The sequence below is a fragment of the Sphingobacterium sp. 2149 genome (assembly GCF_031455655.1).
Taxonomy (GTDB): Bacteria; Bacteroidota; Bacteroidia; order Sphingobacteriales; family Sphingobacteriaceae; genus Sphingobacterium.
In genome coordinates this window covers 222,545-247,750 of sequence record NZ_JAVDTD010000007.1, presented here as the reverse complement: position 1 = coordinate 247,750, position 25,206 = coordinate 222,545, and the positions used below count along the sequence as shown (strand labels likewise).

Annotated in this window: 18 protein-coding genes; 7 read left to right on the top strand and 11 right to left on the bottom strand. The window is 39.1% G+C overall.

The annotated features are described in order from the left end of the window. Positions 1–32: 32 nt before the first annotated feature. The 3 genes from J2X77_RS12195 to J2X77_RS12185 all read right to left on the bottom strand — a co-directional run bounded on the left by J2X77_RS12195 (position 33) and on the right by J2X77_RS12185 (position 5,254). Positions 33–3,386, bottom strand: a complete 3,354-nt coding sequence (locus J2X77_RS12195) for a TonB-dependent receptor domain-containing protein (RefSeq protein WP_310080963.1) — start codon at positions 3,384–3,386, stop codon at positions 33–35. A 162-nt stretch (positions 3,387–3,548) separates the two neighbouring features. Further along, entirely contained in the window at positions 3,549–4,511 is a 963-nt protein-coding gene (locus tag J2X77_RS12190; protein WP_209579089.1) for a FecR family protein, read from the bottom strand. 128 nt (positions 4,512–4,639) lie between these two features. After that, positions 4,640–5,254 carry an RNA polymerase sigma factor gene (locus J2X77_RS12185; protein ID WP_209579088.1) on the bottom strand — a complete coding sequence of 205 codons (615 nt, stop codon included), beginning with the start codon at positions 5,252–5,254 and terminating at the stop codon, positions 4,640–4,642. A gap of 262 nt (positions 5,255–5,516) precedes the next feature. On the opposite strand from J2X77_RS12185, the gene J2X77_RS12180 reads away from it, so the two are divergent. Together J2X77_RS12180 and J2X77_RS12175 are read left to right on the top strand one after the other, a co-directional pair. Then, positions 5,517–7,388, top strand: coding sequence for a DEAD/DEAH box helicase (locus tag J2X77_RS12180; protein WP_209579087.1), 1,872 nt, complete (start codon positions 5,517–5,519; stop codon positions 7,386–7,388). 180 nt (positions 7,389–7,568) lie between these two features. Further along, the gene (locus tag J2X77_RS12175; RefSeq protein ID WP_209579086.1) at positions 7,569–9,332 is read left to right on the top strand and encodes a long-chain fatty acid--CoA ligase; all 1,764 of its coding nucleotides are present in this window, start codon (positions 7,569–7,571) and stop codon (positions 9,330–9,332) included. 60 nt (positions 9,333–9,392) lie between these two features. On the opposite strand, the gene rlmB is transcribed toward J2X77_RS12175, so the two are convergent. Further along, the gene (gene rlmB, locus J2X77_RS12170) at positions 9,393–10,181 is read right to left on the bottom strand and encodes a 23S rRNA (guanosine(2251)-2'-O)-methyltransferase RlmB (protein WP_209579085.1); all 789 of its coding nucleotides are present in this window, start codon (positions 10,179–10,181) and stop codon (positions 9,393–9,395) included. Positions 10,182–10,258: 77 nt separating this feature from the next. Next, the gene (locus J2X77_RS12165; protein WP_209579084.1) at positions 10,259–12,109 is read right to left on the bottom strand and encodes a DNA polymerase III subunit gamma/tau; all 1,851 of its coding nucleotides are present in this window, start codon (positions 12,107–12,109) and stop codon (positions 10,259–10,261) included. 101 nt (positions 12,110–12,210) lie between these two features. On the opposite strand from J2X77_RS12165, the gene J2X77_RS12160 reads away from it, so the two are divergent. Further along, positions 12,211–12,906 (top strand): hypothetical protein, encoded by a 696-nt coding sequence (locus J2X77_RS12160; protein ID WP_209579083.1) that lies wholly within the window; start codon positions 12,211–12,213, stop codon positions 12,904–12,906. A gap of 306 nt (positions 12,907–13,212) precedes the next feature. On the opposite strand, the gene J2X77_RS12155 is transcribed toward J2X77_RS12160, so the two are convergent. Beyond that, on the bottom strand, positions 13,213–13,584 hold the full coding sequence (locus J2X77_RS12155) for an integrase core domain-containing protein (protein WP_310080959.1): 372 nt from the start codon (positions 13,582–13,584) through the stop codon (positions 13,213–13,215). A 166-nt stretch (positions 13,585–13,750) separates the two neighbouring features. Here J2X77_RS12155 and J2X77_RS12150 point away from each other — a divergent pair, with 166 nt between their 5' ends. Further along, positions 13,751–14,950, top strand: a complete 1,200-nt coding sequence (locus J2X77_RS12150; protein ID WP_293937665.1) for a hypothetical protein — start codon at positions 13,751–13,753, stop codon at positions 14,948–14,950. A gap of 107 nt (positions 14,951–15,057) precedes the next feature. On the opposite strand, the gene J2X77_RS12145 is transcribed toward J2X77_RS12150, so the two are convergent. The 3 genes from J2X77_RS12145 to J2X77_RS12135 all read right to left on the bottom strand — a co-directional run bounded on the left by J2X77_RS12145 (position 15,058) and on the right by J2X77_RS12135 (position 19,876). Next, entirely contained in the window at positions 15,058–15,495 is a 438-nt protein-coding gene (locus J2X77_RS12145) for a hypothetical protein (protein ID WP_209579081.1), read from the bottom strand. Positions 15,496–15,609: 114 nt separating this feature from the next. After that, positions 15,610–17,004 (bottom strand): hypothetical protein, encoded by a 1,395-nt coding sequence (locus J2X77_RS12140; RefSeq protein WP_310080956.1) that lies wholly within the window; start codon positions 17,002–17,004, stop codon positions 15,610–15,612. A 79-nt stretch (positions 17,005–17,083) separates the two neighbouring features. Next, positions 17,084–19,876 carry a TonB-dependent receptor gene (locus tag J2X77_RS12135; RefSeq protein ID WP_209579079.1) on the bottom strand — a complete coding sequence of 931 codons (2,793 nt, stop codon included), beginning with the start codon at positions 19,874–19,876 and terminating at the stop codon, positions 17,084–17,086. A 448-nt stretch (positions 19,877–20,324) separates the two neighbouring features. Between J2X77_RS12135 and J2X77_RS12130 the strand changes: the two genes are divergently transcribed. The 3 genes from J2X77_RS12130 (at position 20,325) to J2X77_RS12120 (ending at position 23,066) form a co-directional block, all read left to right on the top strand. Next, positions 20,325–20,966, top strand: a complete 642-nt coding sequence (locus tag J2X77_RS12130) for an ABC transporter ATP-binding protein (RefSeq protein WP_209579078.1) — start codon at positions 20,325–20,327, stop codon at positions 20,964–20,966. Between the two features lie 46 nt (positions 20,967–21,012). Further along, positions 21,013–22,413, top strand: coding sequence for an FtsX-like permease family protein (locus J2X77_RS12125; protein WP_209579077.1), 1,401 nt, complete (start codon positions 21,013–21,015; stop codon positions 22,411–22,413). A 176-nt stretch (positions 22,414–22,589) separates the two neighbouring features. After that, entirely contained in the window at positions 22,590–23,066 is a 477-nt protein-coding gene (locus J2X77_RS12120) for a hypothetical protein (RefSeq protein ID WP_209579076.1), read from the top strand. A gap of 85 nt (positions 23,067–23,151) precedes the next feature. Here J2X77_RS12120 and J2X77_RS12115 read toward each other — a convergent pair whose 3' ends face one another. Together J2X77_RS12115 and J2X77_RS12110 are read right to left on the bottom strand one after the other, a co-directional pair. Beyond that, on the bottom strand, positions 23,152–23,868 hold the full coding sequence (locus tag J2X77_RS12115; RefSeq protein WP_209579075.1) for a 16S rRNA (uracil(1498)-N(3))-methyltransferase: 717 nt from the start codon (positions 23,866–23,868) through the stop codon (positions 23,152–23,154). Between the two features lie 17 nt (positions 23,869–23,885). Continuing rightward, positions 23,886–25,199, bottom strand: coding sequence for a hemolysin family protein (locus J2X77_RS12110; protein WP_209579074.1), 1,314 nt, complete (start codon positions 25,197–25,199; stop codon positions 23,886–23,888). Positions 25,200–25,206 lie beyond the last annotated feature (7 nt).

The following is a 25,206-nucleotide window of genomic DNA, read 5'->3' as shown; positions in this document are numbered from 1 at the left end:
TGATATGAAACTGCCTCGCGCAGGTATTTTATTTAAAAATTATAAGTAACTGAAAGATTAAATCTTCTTCCATCCTTTTTACGATAGGTTATTATATCCCCATCCGCTTTATTATATTTATTATCTCCCTTTACTTTTGTGGTGACATAGTCACCTGTCTGAGGATCATTGGCAGTCGTAAACCCTTCAGTGTTTTCATAATAGCGTGTCCAATCATCAAGCAGATTAGCTAAATTAAGTTTGACTTCCATTTTTTTATTTAAAAAACGTGCATAAAATTGTGCATCCAACTGCTTTGGAGCCAATTCATATTCAACTGCTGAGAGGTTAAAATTCCCGATATTTGTCCGGTACCCCCTATGGTTATAACTTGTCGTAATTCCGAAATTATCGCCCCAATAACCAACCCCGAGATTTAACAGCCATGGCGATTGTCCCATCAAAGGTCTATCTTGACCCGGATAACGCGACTGGCGACGTTTAGGTCCATCGGGGGTGGCGCCATCAATAGTTTCCCAATGGGATAACACATTGACTTTTGATTTCAGAAGCGTGCCATTAGCTGATATAAATAGATCTTTTAGCCATTCTTCATCGCCTATAAAGGCAAAGTTTTTTCGAATTTCTAATTCTAATCCTAAATTCCTTGCAGATTCCATATTTGCAAAAGTATAATTCCGCTTATCGTCTCCTCGATGTACTAGCTCTATCGGTTTGTCTAAATACTTATAATAGCCCGTGAGGGATATTATTTCACCGGAAGACGGATACCATTCAAAACGCATATCCAGATTATCAATCACAGTACTCTGCACTTGTTCTCCCGACACATAACCATCTAATTCAAAATCATACATCGCAAACATACCTACCTCTCTAAAATCCGGACGAATTACCGTACGCGCATAACTTCCTCGAATATTGAATGTATTGGTTAAACTGAATGTGGCATTAATAGATGGTAAAAACCGCCAGTTATTTTCTTTTACACCAAGTTCATAGGCTTCAGCACCATTTGTATCTCCCTTTTGATACTTTCTTTTATATAGTTCTTCCTGTCTACTATTAAGATCAAAATATTCAGCCCTTACGCCATACACCAATCGCAATTTTTGCCATAGCCTTTGATCAGCCATTAAAAAAAGTGCATGGGAACTCATTTCTCCATTATAATATCTACCGCCAAGACCTTCTGCATAATAATATGCCTGTCCATCTCCATTTCCGATATTTTCATTTGAAAATAATCTATCATAACTCGACTCAATTGGAGGGGCAGGTATGCTAACATTGCCAACCAAGGTCGATCGTGTCATAGGTAAAAATTTAAACAAATCCAACGCTCTTTTTTTGGTCCAAGCCTGGTAACCTAATTTTACAAGAGTTGATACTCCTGTCCCCCGTTGAAATTTCCGAGAAAATGCAGCGCTCCAATTATAATCGGTTTCATCTATACTAGTCCACATTCGCCAATCAGTTACCGCCCCTTTATTAGAAAATCCAGCAGTTGTCAATAAATTAGGTGTTTGAAAATAAGGTTGATCGTCTATCGTGGTGGTTATCCTATAGGAGAGCTTTCGTTCATCTAATATTTGCTGTTTAATCTTATTGATGGTAAACATTCCCTCCGCTTTTACCTGCCAGGGCAGCTGATATTCTCCGATCAACTGATGCTGCTGCAACGACATCGCCTCAGGTAATTGATACGTCAGCCTATTTGCTTTTGGATCAGGGTCAGTGTATACTTTTCGAATACTTTCATTGTAATTATTAGCGTATGTACGTGCATATATATTTCGTAAAGAAACTTTAAATCCATCCGCTTGATACCCCATATTTGCAACCAATCCAGCGTTACTGTTAAAGCGATAAGAGGTGCCGGCACCATTGTCTCCGATACCAGTACTATCTATATAGTGCGCTCCAATTAATGCAGACCCCCTCGTATTATTGAAAGCAACAATATTCTGCTCGTTTCTAAAGTTTACCGAAGCTGCAAAGCCGAATCGATTTCCGTTATTTAACTGATACAAGCGACCAAGCGACAAACGCATATTCTGATTAGGGTAAGCTTTATATTTATATTGCTTCATGGCATCACTGTTAAAGCGTTTGGACTGTGCGATAGCGTCCAAATCGTTGTACTTCACAGCATCGCCAAATTCAGTTGGATTTAAAGGGGTATTATTTAATTCCTCGTCTGTCAAAATATAACCTGGGGGCGCATCTAATAGTAAAGACCTACTGTTCCATTGCCAGGTTCTTATTCCATCGGGCATTTTTGAAGATTTGTCAAAGAAACCGAAATATTCACTTGTATGTCGCTCTCCAAGTCGGTAAAAATCTTTCCCCAAAGTTTGACTATTACTTCCTGATCCAATTTGTATTGTTGTAAAATTCTCTTCAGGAATATCAATCGTATTCACCGAAACCTGTCCGCCGGAAAATTCAGCGGATACATCCGGGGTTGCCGTTTTATTGACCACCACCGAGCTCACCATCTCCGTCGGTATAATATCAAAAGAAAAATCACGTCTATTCTGCGAAGTACTCGGAATCACCACACCGTCCAACATGGCCTGATTGTAGCGGTCGGACATCCCCCGCACAATGACGTTCCGGTTATTGACGGTGGTCAATCCGGTAACACGTTTTAAAACCTGCCCCATATCATTGTCCGGTGTCCGGGCAATCTGTTCGGCGGATATTCCGTCCGTCACCGACGCTGCATTTTTTTGCGCCGCGTACAATCCGGCTACGGAAGCTTTTTTAAACGAGACACTGACAATAGCCGTTTCTAGCGCATTTACCTGCGTCTTCATGGCAATGTTTAACCCCGTCCGTTGTCCGCCCTGTATTTTAACCCCCTCAACACGTTGAGTCTGGTAAGACAGGTAGCTGACTTCCAACATGTAGGTTCCTGGTGCAGCATTTAAAAGATAGCTCCCATCGATACCGCTCTGGGTTGATTTATTGGCCCCGATCAGTTTGATGCTGGCATTGGCCAAAGGCTGACCGCGATCATCAATAACTTTACCTGAAATATACCCATTCTGCTGTACTGGTTTTTCGATCAATGTAATATAGACACCGTTGTCATGAGCCATCAGGTCAGTCTCCCTGAGCAGATAACGCATGACATCGCGGACACTATTACTTTTAAAGATTTTGGCATTTACCTTTTTCTTTGCCAGATTATATTTCGCTGCATCGAAAGCGATATGTATATTTTGGGATTCCAAACGTTCGAAAGCCGCCGGAATAGTGGATTCACTAAAAGAAACTGTAATCTTTTTATTGAGTAACTGGCCGTATGCACCCGAAGCTAAAAGCATTTCGGCAGACACGATCGAAAGAAGTAAACCTACCAACGATGTCCTTATCATAAACTTAATATCGTTTTGCGTAACGTATTGCTTAAATTTCATAATTTTGTATGCGTATATAATATCTCTATAAGTTGTTGTATATGTTATTTATACCATCGCTAAATGGTGTATCATGTAGAGTTGACGATGGCCGTCGTCAGCTCTTTTTTTATCCCCAAACTAGTAAATATGCACTATCCTGCCCTCCTTCCTGGATTTGTTGTAATGAATTGCTTTGATACTTTCTAGGGTTGACGTCCAGGACAGCTGCTTTGATATAGGCATGCTATACCGTTGTTGGGCAATGCGCTGGTCGTCGGTTTTAATATCCACATCATAGATATTTTTGACCGCCAGTGCCAATTCTGCAAAACTGCTTTGCTTAAGATAAACTCTCCCCTCCATCCAGCTATTACGTGTCGTCAGATCAAAAGTCTCCTGATTACTATTGTGGTTATTTTTGGTATAACGGATCTGTTCGCCACGGGTCAGCACACCCAGCGGATTATTATTGGCAATGACCTGCACTTTACCTGTAAATACAGACACCGATATATCATCCAGTTCCGCATAGTTTTTCACGGTAAAAGAGGTCCCCAGCACCTTGGTCTGTATTTGTCGGGCATTCACAATAAAAGCTTTTGTGGAATCTTTCTTGACCTCAAAATAAGCCTCTCCAGCTAGAAGTTCGACAACGCGATCCTTCCTGTCGTAGGAGACCGTATCCAATTTAATTTTGGAATACGCATTCATCACAACAATAGATCCATCAACTAAAAGCACCCGTTTACGCTGTGACGCACCGGTTTCAAAAATTCTGTACCCCGGCTTTAAATTCAATTCGTTTCGGGAGAAATTCAGATCTTGCTGCTTTTTCCAAAATAAAACACCAAAACACAACAGCATGCTAGCGGCAACTGCTCCGCTCCAATAGCTTAGCTTCCGAATGACTGATTTCTTAGGCTTAGTCTGTATAATACATTGCTCTATTCGATTCCACAACCGATCCTCATCAACCTCTCCTTCAGGGATTTCCTGTCGATCGAGCGTATCATACCAGTGATCAATCAAGGACCTTTCGGCCTTATCGGCTTTATTCTGCTGGTATTTATAGATTAAGGATTCAAAAATTCTTCTTTTCACTTTTTTTACTTGCTGTTTATATACAAGTCTTCAAAAATGTCAGAACGTACTTCAATAAATGGTTAATGTTTTATAAAAGAATTGTTAAGTCGATTTTTAGTCCACAATCACTTACAAACAACTGCTATTTACCTGGAAATTTCGTCCAAAACAAAAATTAGCAAGAGAGTAAAACTACCATTTTGAACGTTTTGATAATCAACTATCGCTTTTCTAAGTCTTTTGGATGCTTCGGTAAGGTTATTTTTCACAGTTTGCTCCGAAAGTCCCACGCGTAAAGCGATCTCACGAATTGATAAATGCTCCCACTTTAGCAAAAGTACCTGCCGCATATTATGCGGCATAATTTCCAATTCATCTTCCAGCATCTTTTCTAGTAGGAGGTAAGTTTCAAGTTCTTCGGGATGATGCTGTACATAATCAAAAATATGTTTGCTCCAATGATCCAGTAGGCTATCTTTTGCTTTATTGGAATTGAAAAAATCTATAATTTTATATTTGAGCATTCCCTTGAGATAAGCAGGAAGGTTCATCTGGATATCGATCGTATGACGCTTTTCCCAAAATTGAACAAACAGTTCTTGAAGAATATCTTCCACATCCTGGGAATCGCGAATACGCCGGGCAGCGTGCTGGTAAAGATCTTTCCAACAATATTGATATAACGCAGCGTACGCAGTAGTATCATCCCGTTCTTTAATAGCCCTTAGCCACTGCTGATATATAATTGGTATTTGATCCATACTAACATCAAAAATAAGGTTGGGATATTAAGTTTTTATTAATAAATGAATAAAGAACGCACAAAAAAAAGCAAAATAGTTTACCATGAAAACAATACTTTTCAACCCTTAATTATCTCTATCCCGTTGGTCAAATTTTACACTTTGATTTGAGATTTTTCAATCTCATTAAAAATCAATTATTTAAATTATTTGTTTATTCCGATTTTATTCTTATCTTTGCAACGCCTTAGGCAATAGTGCCTATTGTATATAATATTTCATGAACCCATTTTTAGAACTGGGAATCCGTGAGGAAGTTGTTAATGCCATCTCAGAATTAGGTTTCGAAAAACCTTCTGAAATTCAGGAAAAAGCCATTCCTGTTTTATTGACTGGTAACGACGATTTTGTCGGATTAGCCCAAACTGGCACAGGAAAGACCGCGGCATTTGGTCTTCCATTATTAGAGCAATTAGACTTTTCTCAAAAACACCCACAGGCATTAATCCTTTGCCCTACTCGGGAATTATGTTTACAAATCTCAAAAGATTTAGAAAAATTTGCTAAATACGTTAACAACGTACATGTTGTTGCTGTATATGGAGGTGCAAATATCTCAGACCAGCTACGTCAAATTAGACGTGGAGTGCAAATTGTAGTAGCGACCCCAGGTCGTATGTTGGATATCATTGGCAGAAATGCGATTGATTTCTCAAATGTAAAGTATGTTGTATTAGATGAAGCGGACGAGATGCTCAATATGGGCTTCAAAGAAGACATCAACAACATTTTGTCAGAAACCCCTGACGAGAAAAAAACTTGGTTATTTTCGGCAACGATGCCTTCTGAAGTGCGTCGTATTGCAAAGAATTATATGACCGATCCTGTTGAGCTTACTGTAGGTACAAAAAATACGGGTAATGCCAACATTGAACACCATTACTATTTGATCAAAGCAAAAGATAAATATGCGGCGTTCAAACGTATTGTAGATTCAAATCCTGATATCTTTGGTATCGTATTTTGTCGTACAAAAATCGAGACGCAAGACATTGCTGAAGCGTTGATTAAAGATGGTTACAATGCAGACTCGCTGCATGGTGACTTATCTCAACAACAACGTGACAAGGTAATGAAACGTTACCGTGACCGTAGCTTACAACTCTTGATTGCAACAGATGTAGCTGCCCGTGGTATTGATGTTAGTGACGTAACGCACGTAATCAACTTCTCGTTACCGGATGAAACAGAAAACTATACACACCGCTCTGGCCGTACCGCCCGTGCAGGTAAAACTGGTATTTCTCTTTCGTTAGTTAATGTGAAAGAATTGAGTAAAATCCGTCATCTTGAAAAGATCATTGGTAAGCCTTTTGAGAAAAAGCAAGTCCCTCAAGGTGCTGAAGTTTGCGAAAAACAATTATTTTCGATCGTTAAAAAGATTGAAAATGTTGAAGTGAACGATGAACAAATCAGCCCATTCTTGCCAGCAATTATGGAAAATTTGGAATCTCTTTCCAAAGAAGATATCATCAAAAGATTTGCTTCTCTTGAGTTCAACCGTTTCTTGGATTATTACAAAAACGCTCCAGATTTAAATATCGAAGCGCGTGACGGTTCTCGTGAAGACCGCGGTGATAGACGTGATGGTCGTTCTCGTGAAGGTTCAAAAGGTTACACGCGTTTATTTATGAACTTAGGCTCAGTAGATGAATTCTCTCGTGGAGACATGTTGGGCTTTATCTGTAACAATGCGAACATTTCAGGAAAATCTATTGGTAAAATTGATTTAAAGGGTGTATTTACATTCTTTGAAGTTCAAGATGCTGAGGTTGAGAAAGTATTCCAAGGATTCCAGAACGTAGATTACAACGGTCGTCAAGTACGCATCGAAGTATCTGGTGAAGGAAAAAGTGAAGGCCGTAGCGACCGTGGCGGAAGAAGCCGTGGTGGTGAACGTGGCGGAAGACGTGAAGGTGGATATCGTGGCGGTGATCGCGGTGGAAGACGTGAAGGTGGATATGGTGGCGGCGAGCGCAGCGGAAGACGTGAAGGCGGATTCAGCGGCGAGAGACGTGAGCGTAGCAGCAACAATGGCGGTGGCTTCCGTGATTTCTCTGGAAAACGTAAAGAATCAAAAAGTAAATACTAAGTAAACAGTATTTAAAATAGAGTTTAAAGACTCTGGTATAAAAGCACATAGCTTGATATACCAGAGTCTTTTTCTGTATACCACCATCTCCTCTTACATACGCATTAATCCATGAATTGAATACGGCGGTCTCTATAAAAAAACGTAAATTAGCTGTATTATAAGAACTGGATTTTCACTATGCCAACAGCAACGAGATTATTTGATTTAGCATATCTTCAATATGATATTGCACCAGACTTTCCTATGTTTTCATTTAAAAAAGATAACAAATGGGTAAAACTGAGCAATACTGAATTTATTGAGCAAGTTAACCAGACATCGAAAGGTCTGATCGCACTAGGGGTGCAACCTGGAGAAAAGGTGGCCTTGATTAGTGAAAACCGTGTCGAATGGAATATACTTGACTTTGCTATCCAACAAATTGGCGCTGTTGTTGTCGCGATTTACCCCAATATTTCGACGTTGGATTATACCTATATTTTCAATCATGCCGAAATTAAAACCTGCATTGTCAGTTCAAAAGAACTCTATACAAAGATATTAACGATAAAAGATGATTGTCCTCAATTAAATGCGATCTACAGCTTCGAAAAAGAAGATGATCTCAACCATTGGAAGGATTTCGTTGCAAGTGGGAAGATTATTACAGATGAAACGCTAAACCAGCTACGTGATCATATAAAACCCGATGCTTTGGCGTCCATCATTTATACCTCTGGAACAACAGGAAACCCAAAAGGCGTTATGTTGTCTCATAAAAATTTATTGGCAGATACTTATAGTAGCGAATATTCCTTTCCTGTTCAACGTGGCGACCGGGCACTCTCCTTTCTTCCAGTTTGCCATGCCTATGAGCGCGTGTTCCAATATGTGTATATGTACAAAGGCTTGACAATCTTCTTTGCTCAATCCATGGATACAATAGGTGAAGACTTTAAATCTGTAAAGCCACATATTTTCTCTGCTGTTCCTCGGGTTTTGGAGAAAGTTTATGAAAAGATTATGGCAACGGGAGAACAGCTAACAGGGATTAAGCGGAAACTATTCTTCTGGTCTATAAACCTCGGCGAAAAATACAAACTCGAGGGGCGCTCATGGTGGTATGATCTTCAGTTGAAAATTGCCCGTAAATTAGTTTTTTCAAAATGGCGCAAGGCCTTCGGTGATGATATCAAGGGAATTGCTTCTGGAAGCGCTGCACTACAGCAAAGGTTAATCCGTCTATACATGGCTGCAGGAATTCCGATCTATGAAGGCTATGGTCTTACTGAAGCCGGACCATGTATCGCCGTAAACTGTTATAGAAGAGGTATGAAAATTGGAACAGTTGGCTTGCCATTAATTCATATCGAAATTAAGCTTGCGCCCGATGGTGAAATATTGACGAAAGGAGAAAATAATATGATCGGTTATTATAAAAATCCGGAGGCTACAGCAGAAGCAATTAAAGATGGTTGGTTGTACACAGGAGACATTGGCGAATGGGTAGATGGCAAATTCCTTAAAATTATCGATCGAAAGAAAGAGATGTTCAAGACCTCTGGAGGAAAATATATTGTTCCTCAGCAGATTGAATCGAAGCTGGTAGAATCTCCATTTATCGAACAGGCCATGGTACTTGGAGAAGGCCGTAAGTTTCCTGCAGCTTTGATTTTTTCCAACTATAAAAATCTCTTAGAATGGTCGAAAACAGCATTTCCCACCCTGGCAGATCTTTCTAGACGAGATTTTCTAAACAGCCCTGAATTGAAGCAGAAAATCGAGTCGGAACTAAACCGTATCAATAAAAATTTTGGAAACTGGGAACAAATCAAAAAATTTGCCATCATCCCTAATGAAATGACGATTGAGACCGGTGAATTGACCCCTACTTTAAAGATGAAAAGAAAAGTTATCCTACAAAAATACGAACGAGAGATCGAGCAAATTTATCAAATCTAGCTTACAAAAAAATCCTTTGTTAAAATACAAAGGATTTTTTATTATCAATAAAGTATGGTGCTACTTTTTAGCAATCCGTTGGCGAATTGCTTCGTAGATCACAACTGCCGCAGAAACTGATACATTTAATGAACTGATTTCACCATACATTGGAATCTTTGCAAGGTTGTCCGCAATACGGATTAGGTCATTGGATACACCGATATCCTCCGCCCCCATAACCACACAGGTAGGGGCCGTATAATCGACATCGTATATACTCGTCGTCGTTTTCTCTGTACTAGCGACTAACTGTACACCAGAATCAATCAAAAATTTACCTACTTTTGAAAGGCTGTCGTGGCGGCAAACAGGGATTTTATAAAGTGCGCCCGCGGATGTTTTTATCGCGTCAGGATTAACTTCAGCAGAGCCTTTTTTGGGAACAATGATCGCATGAACACCCGAACATTCAGCTGTCCGCGCGATAGCGCCTAAATTACGCACGTCTGTTACTCCATCCAACATCAAAAGTAAAGGTGTTTCACCCTTTTCATAAATCTGTGGTAGAAGATCTTCAATATCGTGATAGGTGATTGGCGAAATGACAGCGATTACACCTTGATGGTTTTTACGTGTTATCCGGTTTAACTTCTCGATCGGCACCTGTTGAAAAGCGATATTATGCTCTTTTAGCAAGGCTTTCAATTCTAGAATCAAACTACCACTCAAACCACGCTGTATAAACAATGACTCGATCTCTTTACCGCTATCGATTGCTTCCATAACAGCACGAATACCAAATACCATCTGATTCACCTCACGTCTTTCGCCGTGGTCGCGATCACGTCTCTGAAAATTTCCTTGCATAATAAAAACTAAATATTCTGCTCTTCATAGAAGAGATTGCAAATGTACAAAAATAAACAACAATTAAAGTCTCCGAATTAGCTTAGCCCCAAGTTGAACTCCTTCCGCAACGTATCCAATAGTGGGTTTTTATTGACCATGGCTTGATACTTCTCCTGTGAGGTATAGGGTTTGCGCGAAATAGTGTGCTCCATCATCACCCCCTTTAGATCCAACGAAAAATTCTGGAGCTTCACACGCAGATAATTCAGTACATCGACCTTTGCACTTTGCAATACATCCATCTGAACTCCATTTTCAACATCAATTTCAATCAATACACCATTTAATCGGGGCTGCATGGCCGTCATCATGGTGTATAGGTTAATCTTGTTTTCTGCTTTAAGCTGTTCAGCATAACTGTTCCAAACTGCAATAAATTGATCGAATGAAACCTCACGTTGTTCGCTTCCACGTATCAATTCTGGTTCGTCCCCTTCTTTGGCAACCGTATTGTTATCGTATATGGTATTCAAGTCGGGCAAAGAAGGAATAATTGCCGAAGCGGAAGCCCCCCACCCTCCTTTTTTCACTTTTGGAGGAACATTCGAAACAGGATCCTTTTTCGGTTCGGCCTTTGCGTCCGAAGCCTGATAATTTACAGGGGTAGCTTGTGGAGGTGGCGGCGCAACCTGTTTTTCAATAACAGGAACATTGCTTGATGAAATTATCGGAGGTGTAACGACAGCCGAAGCCCCTTGTTTTGGCTGTGCTGCTATTGGCTCAGGAAGTTTTTTTTTTACTTCCTCGCTGGCCGAAGACATCTGGACGGATCCAAGCTGGCTCAATTTGATCGCATGTGCTATATGGCAGGTCTTGAGAAGTGAAAGTTCGACCTGTAAACGTTGATTTTTACTCGTCTTATAGTTAATTTCACATTGATTGGAAATATTCAATGCTGATAACAAAAATCCCGGAGAAGCCTTTTGAGCTTGCTGCAGATATTTTTGACGAATACTATCACTAACTTCTAGCAATTTTAAAGTTGACGGTTCTTTGGCAACGAGCAAGTTTCTGAAATGCGATGACAGACCTGCAACGAAATGACTGCCATCAAATCCGTGGTTCAAAATTTCATTGAAAAGCAGTAAGGATTGTGCTGCGTCTTCGGTTAAAATAGCATCTGTTAACTTGAAATAATAGTCGTAATCTAAAATATTTAGATTATCAATGACAGCTTGGTAGGTGACATTTTTATTGGAGAAGCTGACGATCTGATCAAACATCGACAGCGCATCTCGAAGCCCACCGTCTGCCTTTTGTGCAATGATATGCAATCCATCCTGATCATAAGCGATACTTTCCCGATCTGCGATACTAGCCAAATGGTTAGCCATATCTTCCACTTTGATGCGGTTAAAATCGAAAATCTGACAACGCGAAAGTATCGTCGGTAAAATCTTATGTTTCTCTGTCGTTGCCAGAATAAATATTGCATAAGAAGGCGGTTCCTCGAGGGTCTTCAAAAATGCATTGAAAGCCGCCTGAGACAACATATGTACCTCATCTATGATATAGATTTTATATTTTCCTGCCTGTGGAGGTATCCGCACTTGCTCAATAAGATTACGGATATCATCGACCGAGTTATTCGATGCAGCATCCAGTTCATGAATACTAAATGAATTACCGTTTTGGAAAGATTTACAGCTGTCGCATTCGCCACATGGCTCAGTACCCTCTAAGATATTTTCACAATTTATTGTTTTAGCTAAAATGCGTGCACAGGTAGTTTTACCCACACCACGAGGACCACAAAACAAAAATGCCTGCGCCAACTGGTTGTTGTGTATCGCATTCTTTAAGGTACCCGTAATGTGTTGCTGACCTACAACCGAATCAAAGGTAATCGGGCGGTATTTACGTGCAGAAACAATAAAATTATCCATTGCACGAAGATACGAATTTTAATACTATTTTTCCACGTCACATTGATTTGCAACTGTAGCGGATAGCTGAAAGCTTTCGTTAAGCTTAAAAAAACCAATTTATGAAGCACTTAAAACACCTATTCTACGCTTTTTTATGTAGTACACTTCTATTTGTAGGCTGTAAAAAAGAAGACAGCTACGACGAACTCACAAGTCTGGCAGCAGCTAAAATCCAACAAGCGGTTAAACTAACCGAAAATATTTCCTGCAGTGATTTAAAGGAATGCCGAGTTGACACGCTTTATTACACCTATGTACCCGTACACCCGAGCTTTGAACAAGCCTATAATAAATTAATTACCGAAGCTGCAGCGCTCAGAGAAAGGGCACAGAAAGTATATAAAGGACCTATTGTTTACGACACCAGTGTTTCGCCCAACTATCTTCCTCCTCATTTTGGAATACGTTGCATCGCCGGCAAACTGAAAGTCGCCTCAGCTAGAGATTTGGAACTATCAGAGATCAACCAACGACTGGCAGATCTGCTCCCCAAGCTACAGACCTTTTTTGATGACATTCCCTGCAACGACCCCAGTAAATGGCACATTGCCCCCTTTCGTAAAGACTGCGAGTTTATTTCCATATTGTATACAGACAAAGAGAACTTTGCTGAGTTTGGGAATATGGCAGAACAATATAACCATTTGGACAATGCCAAAAGAACGCTGGATAAAAACTTAAATTGCAGTACGACAAATGACAAACCAGCTAAGGGTGTAATTTGTGAAAATAATAAACCTAAAGTCACCTACTAATCGCGTAATTTATCGAAAAGCTGAGTCTTTAAACTATAGCTTCTTCGCAATTCCTTCGCCCTTGATTCGCCCTTTGTTCGCCGTGCGTCCACTCGCGCTCCACTGATCCCCCACTCTTTCCCCACTGTTTATGTGGGCCCGAGGTGGAGAATCAGTGGGCAGGCAGTGGGGGAACTCCGAAGATGGTACGAATCAGTCCCGAAAAACTAGCGAACAAAGTCTCCCTAACATGCACTGTGTCTTATACTGAAATAGGTTTACATTTACCGAACATCTTACTATATAGATTTTACGATCTATTTTTTTCTACTGGATATGGTTGTCATTGTCTATTTTCTTACTGTTATCGGTTGTCCGTTCTCTTGCTACTGTTTCCCTGGTTTTGCTGCGGAACTTTTTTGTTTCGGGGCTACGTCTTTGAAAGCCTTTGGGAACGTTTTGGCTCTGCCATTGCTGATGTGCCTGCTGGGGGGACATCATGTTGCAGGCCATATGTGGCCTAAAATGATTGTATATATTGACTGCCTTTACCAGCTGCGCAAGAGCCGTTTTGTAGTCCGGAAAGGTTTCAGCCATCCGATATTCGCTTTTTAGGATGCCATTTAGCCTTTCTGCCACGGCATTGTCGTATGGGCTTCCGGATTGCGTCATGCTTATTGCAATCCCATTTTCCTGCAATATATTGACATAATTTGTACTGCAATACTGGATGTGTCTTACACTGAAATAAGTTTACATATACTATCAATTTGCGGTAGGCTAAAAATATTTTCTACAATTTTTTCGAAAAGCAATTACAATTTGTTAAATTTATATTACACTAATGTTATCAAATTGTTAAGAATTGAGATCAAGAAAAATATATCGGGTGTTATTCACCATCATCGTATGGTTGACCTGCGCTTCACAACAGCTGTGGGCGCAACATCATGATTTCGATTTTTATGACGGAAAGGTATCCATTGATGTTCCGACTTCCTTTAACATTCCATTCAAAGACAGCTTGACGATAGCGCATGTACAAAAATTCTATCAAACAGCGGATCAGACAGATTATATACAACTTGTAAACAGTTTGCTTGAATACAAAGATGAACATCATTTGAATGATTGGGTATATTATCAGTTGATTCGCCGTACCGCGCAACAGATTGCTCCGAAAGCTGAAAATTATACACGCTACACGTTATACAAATGGTTTTTAATGTGTAAATCTGGTTATGACGCCCGCTTGGCTGTTGGTAATAATCAAATCATATTTTTCATCCAGAACAAAGAAGATATTTCTGATATTCCATTTTTTGAAATTGACGGCAAGAAATATACCTGTCTAAATTTCCATGACTACGGAAAATTGTTTCAACGAGCTGACACCTACATTCCAGTCAACATAAAGATTCCGGAAGCTATCGAAGATTTCAGTTATAAAATCACAAAATTGCCTGATTTTGTACCCGCAAACTATAAAGAAAAGCAGATCGCGTTCAATTATGGCCATAAAGCCTACCATTTTAACATCAAGTTGAATGACGATATCAGTGACCTTTTTAAAAACTATCCTGGTGTGGATTTTGAAACTTATTTCAATATTCCGCTAAGCAAAGAAACCTATCAATCGCTTATTCCGGCGCTTAAGGACAATTTAAGTGGAAAGAGCCAACAGGAAGGAGTGGATTATTTAATGCGGTTTACCCGGTATGCCTTTTTGTATGAAAATGATGAAGAGAATTTTGGAGCTGAAAAACGTCTTTCGGCTGAACAAACCCTATTAAATAAATACAGTGACTGTGATGATCGGGTAGCCTTATTTTTTTATCTGGTGAAGGAAATTTACAATCTACCCATGATTACCCTGTTATATCCCACACATGTGACGATGGCCGTTCAATTTGAACATCCTATTGGTGACGCTATTTTGTACAATGGAAAATATTATTCGGTCTGTGAGCCTACACCACAAGCGCAAACACTAGATATAGGTCAACTATCTGAGGAGCTTAAAAATCAGTCTTATCAGATTGTCTATCATTATGAGCCCAGATAATATTACTTTTTAAATCGCAGTTCGATATTGGCTTTATAGTATATGATTTAGCTAAAATCAATATTTTGCTGAACAATAAATGATTCTCGACAGCGCTTTTGCGCTTTCTAAAGCTTACTTATAAAATCAAGCACATCAGCATATTTACCATCCGTACGGTTTACGGCTATTGTTACGGTGTTTTCCACGCTTCCAGATCTTACTGTGATTACATAATCCATCCCGTCTACACAACGTGCACACTCTTGGATTTTAGCATCCAATAAGTCGTAAGTTTCGACATATGACGACAGCTTTCTAAAAGTTTCTTCACTGGTTCTATAGCTTTTATCTCTTGCCGTTTGAGGACTTCCATTAGTCTCTGCAGGATACTTTACCGCTGTATTAATTTGATCTACACTGATATTTACAAACTCACCCCAGCCAGAAATTCCTTTTATTTCGACTTTCAGCCCTGTCGTTTCTGAATCAGTTGTATTATCAGATTTCTTACAGCCCAAAAGGAGTAAAATACCCATTAAAACCAAGTAGATCGCATTTTTCATATTTTAAGATTTATTTTATTTCTCTTTACAACGAATTAGCTCATACATATGCTACAAAAAAATCCTGCTCAAGGCAGGATTTTTCTATCTATTTCACTATACAATAACTTTTTTTTAGAAAGAAGCTCCAGTAGCAGCTACTGATGCTGATTTCAGGATGAAGTTTGGCGCTGTTAAACTATATGGGTTAACCAAAAGATTTTTAGCAGCCGCATCATCCAAGAATGTATTGTTATTTGTTGTCAAATACGTTTTTAATAAATCAACGGTAGCAAATGAAGGTATTGAACCATCGGCTATCACAGCCCTTTCTGCCGTAAATGATTGGTAGATATTATTTTTGATCAAAGATGTTTTATCTGTCAATGCATCACCAGTTTCTTTATCACGTATATCAATTCCATAACGCATGTTGATAAAGATTGAGTTAGCAAGGATCATCTTACTTCCTCTTCTCCACAAATTCGCGTACTCATGCTTTGCATCAACCTCTGTATTTCCTGGACCTATCAAAGTCATATTTGAGATTACGGGACGCGTTCTTGGAGAAGAATCAAAAACTTTCTCTGAATTATCGGATTCAATTCCATTTGATTGCCCCGCTTGATCCGCTAATTTCGGATCTCTAAGACCTACTAAGAATTGAAGTTTTCCTGAGTAACCATTATCGAAATCAAAGATATCATCGATATTTGCTGTAGAAACAAGGTGCTTAGCATTTACTGTACCGCCAAACCACTCAAAAGAATCATCACCAGAATAGGCCACTTGAACATATTCAACGGTTGTCTTAGAACCAACTGAACCAAACGTAACTCCGTTAATTTCATTATTGGTCGTATAAGCGATACCAGGAAATTCTACACGTACATATTTAAGAACACCTGAGTTATCGTCCGCAGCAGTCCCACCGTGGTTTCCGTATGGAGCTGTCAAGCCACCTTCGATCAGCCCCGTGCCGCCAGGGATATTGTTAGGAGCTTTACCTAAGATAATTATCCCACCCCAATCGCCGGGAGCTCTTGTACCAGCCGGTTGATTTGAAGTAAATACAATTGGCTTTGCTGCAGTTCCTTCAGCATTTATTTTACCACCCATAGTGACAACCAGCGTTGCTTTGGTATTTTTATCGCCTCTAATAACTGTTCCTGCAGGAATTGTTAATGTAACACCACTTTTAATATATACAAAACCTTTCAACAAATATGTTTTTGAAGCGTCTAAAGTTCTGTCCGTAGCTATTTCACCTGAAAGCTCTTCTGTAGCAGTAGAATATGCCGTTTTGTTTGGCTCATAATTAACCCATCCAGATGTCCAGTCAGTAGTACCGAACGCTCCTTTGTAGGCTACCTTCTCAAAGAATGAATCTGCAAGTGATTCATTTGAATCACCAGGTTTAACAGGAGGATCTATTACTGCAGGATCACTCTTGCTACAGCTTGCAAATGCAGTCAATCCTGCTGCTAAAACAGCTAAAAGATTTAAGTTTAAATTCGTTTTCATTTTCATGTTTTATTTATACAAAAAGAATAATTTAATTTAACGATACAATTAACACTATGTTAAGGATTTATGAATTAACAATATACTACCAAAATTTATAAGAAAGAGTAAGAGAAACAGTTGATCCATATTGCTCCGCTCTATTGATATTATCTGTGTTTTTATTGAATGCTGCGTTCGGATCTGATCCTTTTGGCTTTTGATAGAAATAGGCTTTATTGTTTAAAATATCACTGTAGTTTAATTTTACTTCGGCCCTAGAGTTCGCAAATTTTTGCGCCAGCTGCAAATCAAGAATATTCCTAGAATATTCGTAAATATCAGGATCTTCCGCATTACCAATTGCCCATATTCTTGGTCCTACTCTATTATATAATAGTGTAATCGCTGTAGTATTTGGATTTTTGGTCGTATATGACAGTCCAGCATTGATTAAATAGGGCGATTGTCCTTGTAATTTTCGTTTACCGGTCGAGTTTACAGTAGTTGGAACGATAACTTTCGAATATATATATGACCCGTTAGCGTTGATAACAAAATTATCCAATCGCTCATCAATAAATTTCAGATTCTTACGTATCTCAGCTTCCACACCAAATACATCTGCCGATTTTGAATTGGTATAATTGAATGAACGGCCCGAATTACCTAATTGTAATGCTTGCTCGATCGGGTTTTCAAAATACTTATAAAATGCCCCTATCGATAGTACTTCTCCAGCAGTCGGATAATATGCATACCCCAAATCAAAATTTGACGTCTTCGATTGTTTCAGATTAGGATTTCCTCTAACATTCATATTCTTATTAAAGTCATAAAATGGAAAGGGAGCCATCTCTCTAAACTCTTGTCTACCTACTGTCTGTGACGCCGCAAAACGAAAACTCTGTTTGCTATCCAAATTATAGATCAAATTCAGTGATGGTAATAAAGAGATTGTCGTTGTATCAACACCTACTGGATTACCATTGTCTTCACTATTCAACTTTAGATTGTATGATTCAAGACGAGCGCCTGCTATTACCCTTAATTTCTCCATTACAATTCCATCATACATCAAATAACCAGCATTCAAAAATGCTTTCGCATCATAATGATCACCACCATTAGTTATTTCATTCAGTATAAATCCATTTGGACGAATATTAGCTTGATCAAAAATTTTATCTTGTGGAAGTTTTAGTAAGCTCGCGTCGAAGTTTCCATTTCGAATAAATCCAATCACCCTGGCATTAAAATTTCTGTCACGTAACTGGTTGAAATAGCCTGCTTTCAATTTGTCATTTTCCGAGAACAAACGTATTGGCAAGGTCAAATTTAAAGCTCCTCCGTAAGAATTCTCAGTCATTGTAGAGTTGAAATTACCAGCCCTGTCCGCTGTGGAGGAACTTGTAGCTGAAATTGATGCAATACCATCTTTAGAATATTCCATACGTTTGTAACCAGGTTCATCTCTATCTGTACGTCCGTAATTCAATGACCAATCTAATTTCAATTTACTCTTCTCTAAAAGAACATGCTCACCAGACAACTGATTGGTTAAAATAGAACGTTGCAATAAATAATCCCCTGTACGATAAAATTCACTACCAGAATCATCTTTCCCTTCTCGGAATGTAAATTGATTCTCTAAGATCCTATTGTATAAATTTTTAAATGAAATCTTATTTGATTTCCAAGAATATGAGAAATTTGCAAGAGCACCTAAATTTGTATTGTAACTATATTGATCATCATGGAATACTTCCGGCAATGATTGCCCAACATACGCTTTTTGATCGGCTTCTCTTTTTCGTTGGTCATAGCGATAAGTCAAGGAAAGAATAGTTCCGAATTTAGAATCATCTTTGAAATTTTTAGTAGAACCGTAGTTTAACTGAAAATTCGGAGTGAGTGTTGATTTCTTCGTATCATATCCCCAATTGTTTTTAAATAATTTAGAATACTCAAAAATTTCATTTGAATTATTTTGTAAAGCTTGAAAATCTTTTGTTGAAGGGAAACTCTTAGGAATTTCACGATCACTGCTCGCAAAACCAAAAACTTCGCCTCCAGCTCTTTTTGCTGAAGTGAAATTTTTAAATGTAGATTGCGTGTTATAAGATGTTCCAATTGATGCATCAAGGAAATTTTTCTCCGGAAAATCTTTCGTATTCACCTGAACCACACCCCCAGAGAAATCAGCAGGAATATCTGGTGTTGCAGTTTTGTTGATAATGATCGATTCAATTAAATTCGAAGGAATAATATCAAATGAAAATGCACGTTTATCTACTTCGGTATTAGGTAAAATCGCATTATTCAACATAGCTGAATTATAGCGATCGCTCAACCCTCTTACAATAACATATTTATTATCTTGAATACTAGCACCACTTACGCGCTTAATCGCCTCAGAAGTATTTCTATCTGGGCTTCTCTTAATTTGTTCAGTCGAAATACCACTGGAAATTCTAGCACTATTCTTTTGTTGCGAGTACAAAGCATTGATCGACTCTCTTTTAAAAGTTCCTGTTACGACAACCTGATCCAATACTGTTCCCCCAGTATTATCAAGTACTACATCTAGTGTCGTAACATCTTTATCTTTTATCTCTACATCTGTAATTTGCTTAGTAGCAAATCCTACATAGCTAAATTCTAATGTATACTTACCCGCAGGTACTGCGGGAATATTATAATTACCAGTCACATCCGAACTTCCCACTCTCGCCGTCCCGAGCACCTTAACTGTCACCCCTGTAATTGTTTCACCTGTTTTGACATTTGTTACTTTACCCGCCACCTTTCCACTGCCCTGTGCATAAACTGTTGTTGACGCAGCTACTGCTAGCGTTACGACAGCAGCGATTCTTTTAAGTTGTAATTGTGGTTCCAATTTATTTGTTTTTTGTTTCTGCAAATCTATTAGCAGAATATTAGGTTAACATTAACAACAAATTACCATTACATCAATCCGCTATTAATTTAATGTTACCTATCGTTGTTATTTTTCGATTTTCAGTAAAAAAGAGCTTTTATAGCGAATTAGCATCATATTTGAGCCTGTAATAGGGAAATGATATTAATGAAGTGTAAGTAAATTATTAAGCACTTCATTTATTAACACAATTGGTTCTTTTTATCCTTGGCATCGTTGTACAGCCCCTAGCGAGTTCACCTAAAGATCGATGATACAATAGGATAACCAATAGATCAGTAGCCTTTCCATCGAAAATACTAAGCCCGCTAATACGAATTGCTTTTTATATGCAATATAATTGCAATTATATTGCATATAAAAAGCAATTTATCTAAGTTTGAATATATTTCAATATCTGATTCCCATGAACACTCCAATCGTATCGACTACACAGTTATCATTCCAGTATCCAAATTCAGCACCAATTGAATTTCCAGATATTTACATCGAAAAAGGTCAACATACACTATTGTTAGGCGATTCAGGTTCTGGAAAAACAACACTATTAAATATGCTAGGTGGTTTGTCACGACCAGAAACAGGTCAGGTCAACATATATAGTCAAAATTTATCGTTGTTATCCAACAGCAAACTGGATCAGTTCAGGTCTCAATATATTGGTTTCATATTTCAAGAGGCCCACCTCCTAAAAAATTTAACGTTAGTTGAAAATATCAAATTGGCGCAGTCTTTAGCCGGAAAAAAAGTAGATATAAGCGCTATTGAACTCATCCTAAAACAGCTGCAATTAGATCAAAAAAGTAATGCCTACCCAAACGAATTGAGTCGTGGACAGCTGCAACGTGCCGCTATAGCGCGCAGCATTATCAATAAGCCAGCCCTATTGATTGCGGATGAACCGACAGCTGCATTGGACGACAACAATACCCATAGGGTATTAGAACTCCTATTATCGATAGCTGAAACTGCTGGATCGACCCTACTGATAACTACGCACGACAAGAGAATAAAAGATCAATTCTCCAAAATGTACCTTTTAAAATAATTTTTTGCTTTATTTACGCGTCACCCTTTAGATATTAAAATTTGCTATGAACACGATACAATTGGTTTGGAAAAATTTAAGTAGACAGTTTGGCTCGGCCTTTCTAAGCATCTTGCTAACGGCATTTGGAATTTCAATCCTTGCCGTGCTTTCAATTACTGGAGAATCTTTTGAAAAGCAGCTTGACAATAACAGCAAAAATATTGATTTAGTCGTTGGTGCTAAAGGGAGTCCGCTGCAATTGATCTTATCGAGTGTTTATCACATCGACAATCCAACAGGTAACATTCCATTGGACGAACTGGACCCATTACGCCAAAATCCGCTTGTGCAGCTAGCAGTTCCGTTATCGCTAGGTGATAACTTCAAAGGGCATCGCATCGTTGGAACCGATTCCTCTTTCCTATCCATCTATGAGACTTCTATTCGTGAAGGCCGCATTTGGCAAAATAATTTTGAAGTAGTCATTGGTGACCAGGTTGCAAAAAAACAGCAACTGAAAATCGGTGATCAAATACATAGTTCGCACGGCTTGAGCAAAGATGGCCATCATCATGATGAACATCCTTTTACTATTGTCGGCATTTTAAAGCACAATAACAATGTTACTGATAACCTGATATTAACCAACTTAGAGAGTGTCTGGGATGTCCATGGAATCGCACACGCACATGATCACGAAGAAACTGCACTACAAAAAGAACTCCGTGAACGCGAAGAAGATAGGGAGGAAACCGTCAAAGCCCATCTCCACCATCATGGTGAAGATTTAGAAGAAAACTCTAACGCAGCTTTAGGAACCAGCGGAAAAGATCATCACGACCACGATCACGATGAGCAAGACCAACACGAAGAGGAAAGTATAATTGTAAAATCTATTGGCGCAGATATGGTGAAGCAAAATGGACTGGAAATAACTGCTATTTTAATTAAATATCAATCCCCCGCAGCTATCGCTATATTACCTAAAATGATCGACCAACAAACGGATATGCAAGCTGCTTCTCCAGCGATGGAAAGTACTCGTTTGTTTTCACTGTTAGGAGTAGGAATGGATTCTCTAGCTATCCTAGCGTATGTGATCATGCTCATTGCGGGCCTGAGTGTATTTATTAATCTCTACAATGCGTTGAAACAACGTAAATATGATCTAGCCATTATGCGTACACTCGGAGCCTCTAAAGGAAAGTTATTCAACATTGTTTTATTAGAAGGCCTGACAATAACAATCATTGGTGGATTGGTGGGACTTTTATTGGCACATTTGGCCTTATACTATATCAGCAACCAAACGAGCCAGAGTGCCGACTTTATCGAAGCTTTTAGGCTACATCCAAAAGAATTGGTATTTTTGTCTGTCGCTTGTCTAATTGGTGTGCTCGCAGCGTTAATTCCTGCTGTGAAAGCGTATCGGACAAGTATAGCCGGTACTTTGTCAAACAAATAGAATAATGGCAATTGAACTAAAATGAAAAATAGGGGTACAGAGCTGGTAACTCCTGGTATTGCAATAAAAAAATAGCGATACGATATATGTAATATTAACCGCGATGAAGCTATCAGATGTATTCATCAAACAGCACAAATCGGATAGCTTCATCCCAACAAGAAAAAATTAAACAGATGAAAAAACTTATCACTGCATTCTGCTTCATATTCTTCGGCATCATACAGTTACAGGCACAGATTGGCAGCAATCCGGATATTCCCGACCATACGCCCATGATGAACAAAACGTGGGAAGCGATTGATAAAATGGCCTACAAAGTCACGTATAACGGCGCAAAGAAAGTGTATACTCCTTTCTATCCGAAGGAACTTAAAGCACTTGAAAATAAAATAGTAGAACTGCCAGGTTACATGGTTCCGCTTCATAGTGGCCGTAATCATAAAAACTTTATGATGTCTGTACTGCCAGTTATGCAATGTCAATTCTGTGGCTCTAATGGTATCCCTCCTATGGTCGAAGTAACCCTAAAAGGTAGTGCAATTAAGTTCTCAGAAGATCCGATTAAATTAAAAGGAAAGATGATCTTTACCAAGGATCCGTTGAAAGGAAATGCTGAAATTCAGATTGTAGATGCTGAACCGATAAAGTAAACTAGCGGTTACTACTACACAATTGAAAAATGGACTTTACAAAGCTATCAAAGTCCATTTAATGGATCAGGATCCTCTATTATTTTTACTGTCTATTCAGTAAGGAAACTTCCATACAGGCCGCTAAAGCAGCGGTTTCGGTCCTCAAACGCGACTCTCCCAGCGAGATTGGATGAAAACCCATCTGTATCGCCAGCTTTATTTCCTCGTCCGAAAAATCACCTTCTGGACCGATAAGGATAATATAATGTTTGGCTGGCTCAAAAATTTGGTTTAAATACTTCTTTTCCGCATCCACACAATGTGCAATCGCTTTTTGTACGCCTTCAGTTGGAATATTTTTCAAAAACTGTTTAAACGAAACAGCAGCATTAAGTTTGGGTAGATAAGCTTTCAACGATTGTTTCATCGCTGCAACAACCACCTTGTTTAAGCGATCTAATTTAACCTCTTTTCGCTCAGAATGCTCGCAAATAAGGGGCGTGATTTCCTGAATCCCTACCTCCGTTGCCTTCTCTAAAAACCATTCGATACGATCGATATTCTTTGTTGGCCCCACCGCAATATGCAGATGGTAGCGAGGATGTTGAAAGTCCTCCTCAACATTTAAAATAGCAAGAACTGTGCGTTTAGGATGTGGGTCAATAATTTGAGCTTCGTACAAACCTCCGCGACCATCTATAAGATGTAAACGATCTCCGGAATCCATACGAAGCACACGAATAGCGTGCTTACTTTCTTCCTCACTAAGGATAAAATTTTCTGATGAAGGATTTAAATCCGGTGTAAAAAATAACTGCATGTGCTACTCGCTACTATTTATTCTTCGGTATCATCTTCAGCAGACTCGACCAATTCCAATTTGACAAATTCGATATTCTGCTGCGCTTTTCGAATGATGGTGAATATGTAACCATACTCTTCTTTCCGCTCGCCGACTTCCGGTATCTTATCGAAGATTTCACTCACAAGACCAGACATCGTATCGTAATCCTGACTCTCAGGTAACTCTATTGGAAGAAACTCATTCACATCATGAATACTGGCTCCAGCATCCACCATATACTCTGTTTCGGAAATACGCTCCACAACCGGAGTTTCTTCATCGTATTCATCCTGGATTTCACCCACCAACTCCTCTACGATATCTTCCAATGTAACCATACCTGCCGTTCCACCAAATTCATCCAATACGATCGCCAACTGAATCCGCTTCAGCTGAAATTCAGCCATCAAATCATTGATCTTCTTCGTTTCAGGAATAAAATAGGGTTTGCGCATAATATTTTTCATGACAACCTCTTTTCCTTTCGCTAAAAGCGGTAGAATATCTTTTGTATGAACAATACCCACGATTTGGTCAATATTATCATCATAGATTGGAAGACGGGAGTACCCTTCTTCCGTCATCGTTTCAATCAGTTCAGAAGCATCAGCGGTCACTTCCACCGCCACAATTCTAGTACGCGGTACCATAATATTCTTAACGATACGTTCGTTAAAATCGAATACGTTTTTAATCAATTCGTGCTCGGAAATATCCAAAGCACCAGATTCTTTACCTTTATCTAAAAGATACTGTAATTCTTCCGACGAGTGGGCAGATTCTCCTTTGGTAACTTCAAATCCCAAAATCTTTAACAGGAAATTAGCAAAACCGTTTAAAACCCAAATAATTGGTCGAAAGATAAAGTAGAAAAATTGCAGCGGAACCGCAATTTTCATCGTTGTTGCAACAGGTTTTTGAATCGCTATCGATTTAGGAGCAAGCTCTCCAAATACAATGTGTAACACAGTAATAATCGAAAAAGCCAATACATGTCCTGCATTGGTAGCAATCGACCCAGTCAATTCAACACCGAAAAAACCCAGTGCACCCTGCACAATTTGGGTCATTACAGCCTCGCCGACCCAGCCCAAAGCTAATGACGAGAGTGTAATACCCAATTGTGTAGCGGCCAAATAACCATCCAAATGTTCCGTTATACTCTTGGCTATGGTAGCAACTTTGCTACCTGTTTTTGCCTGAACTTCAATTTGGGAGACTCGGACCTTGACAATAGCAAACTCTGCGGCGACAAAAAAGCCGTTTGCAAGTACTAAAAACAATGTCCAAAATAAATCGAGCGCCATGCTGGGG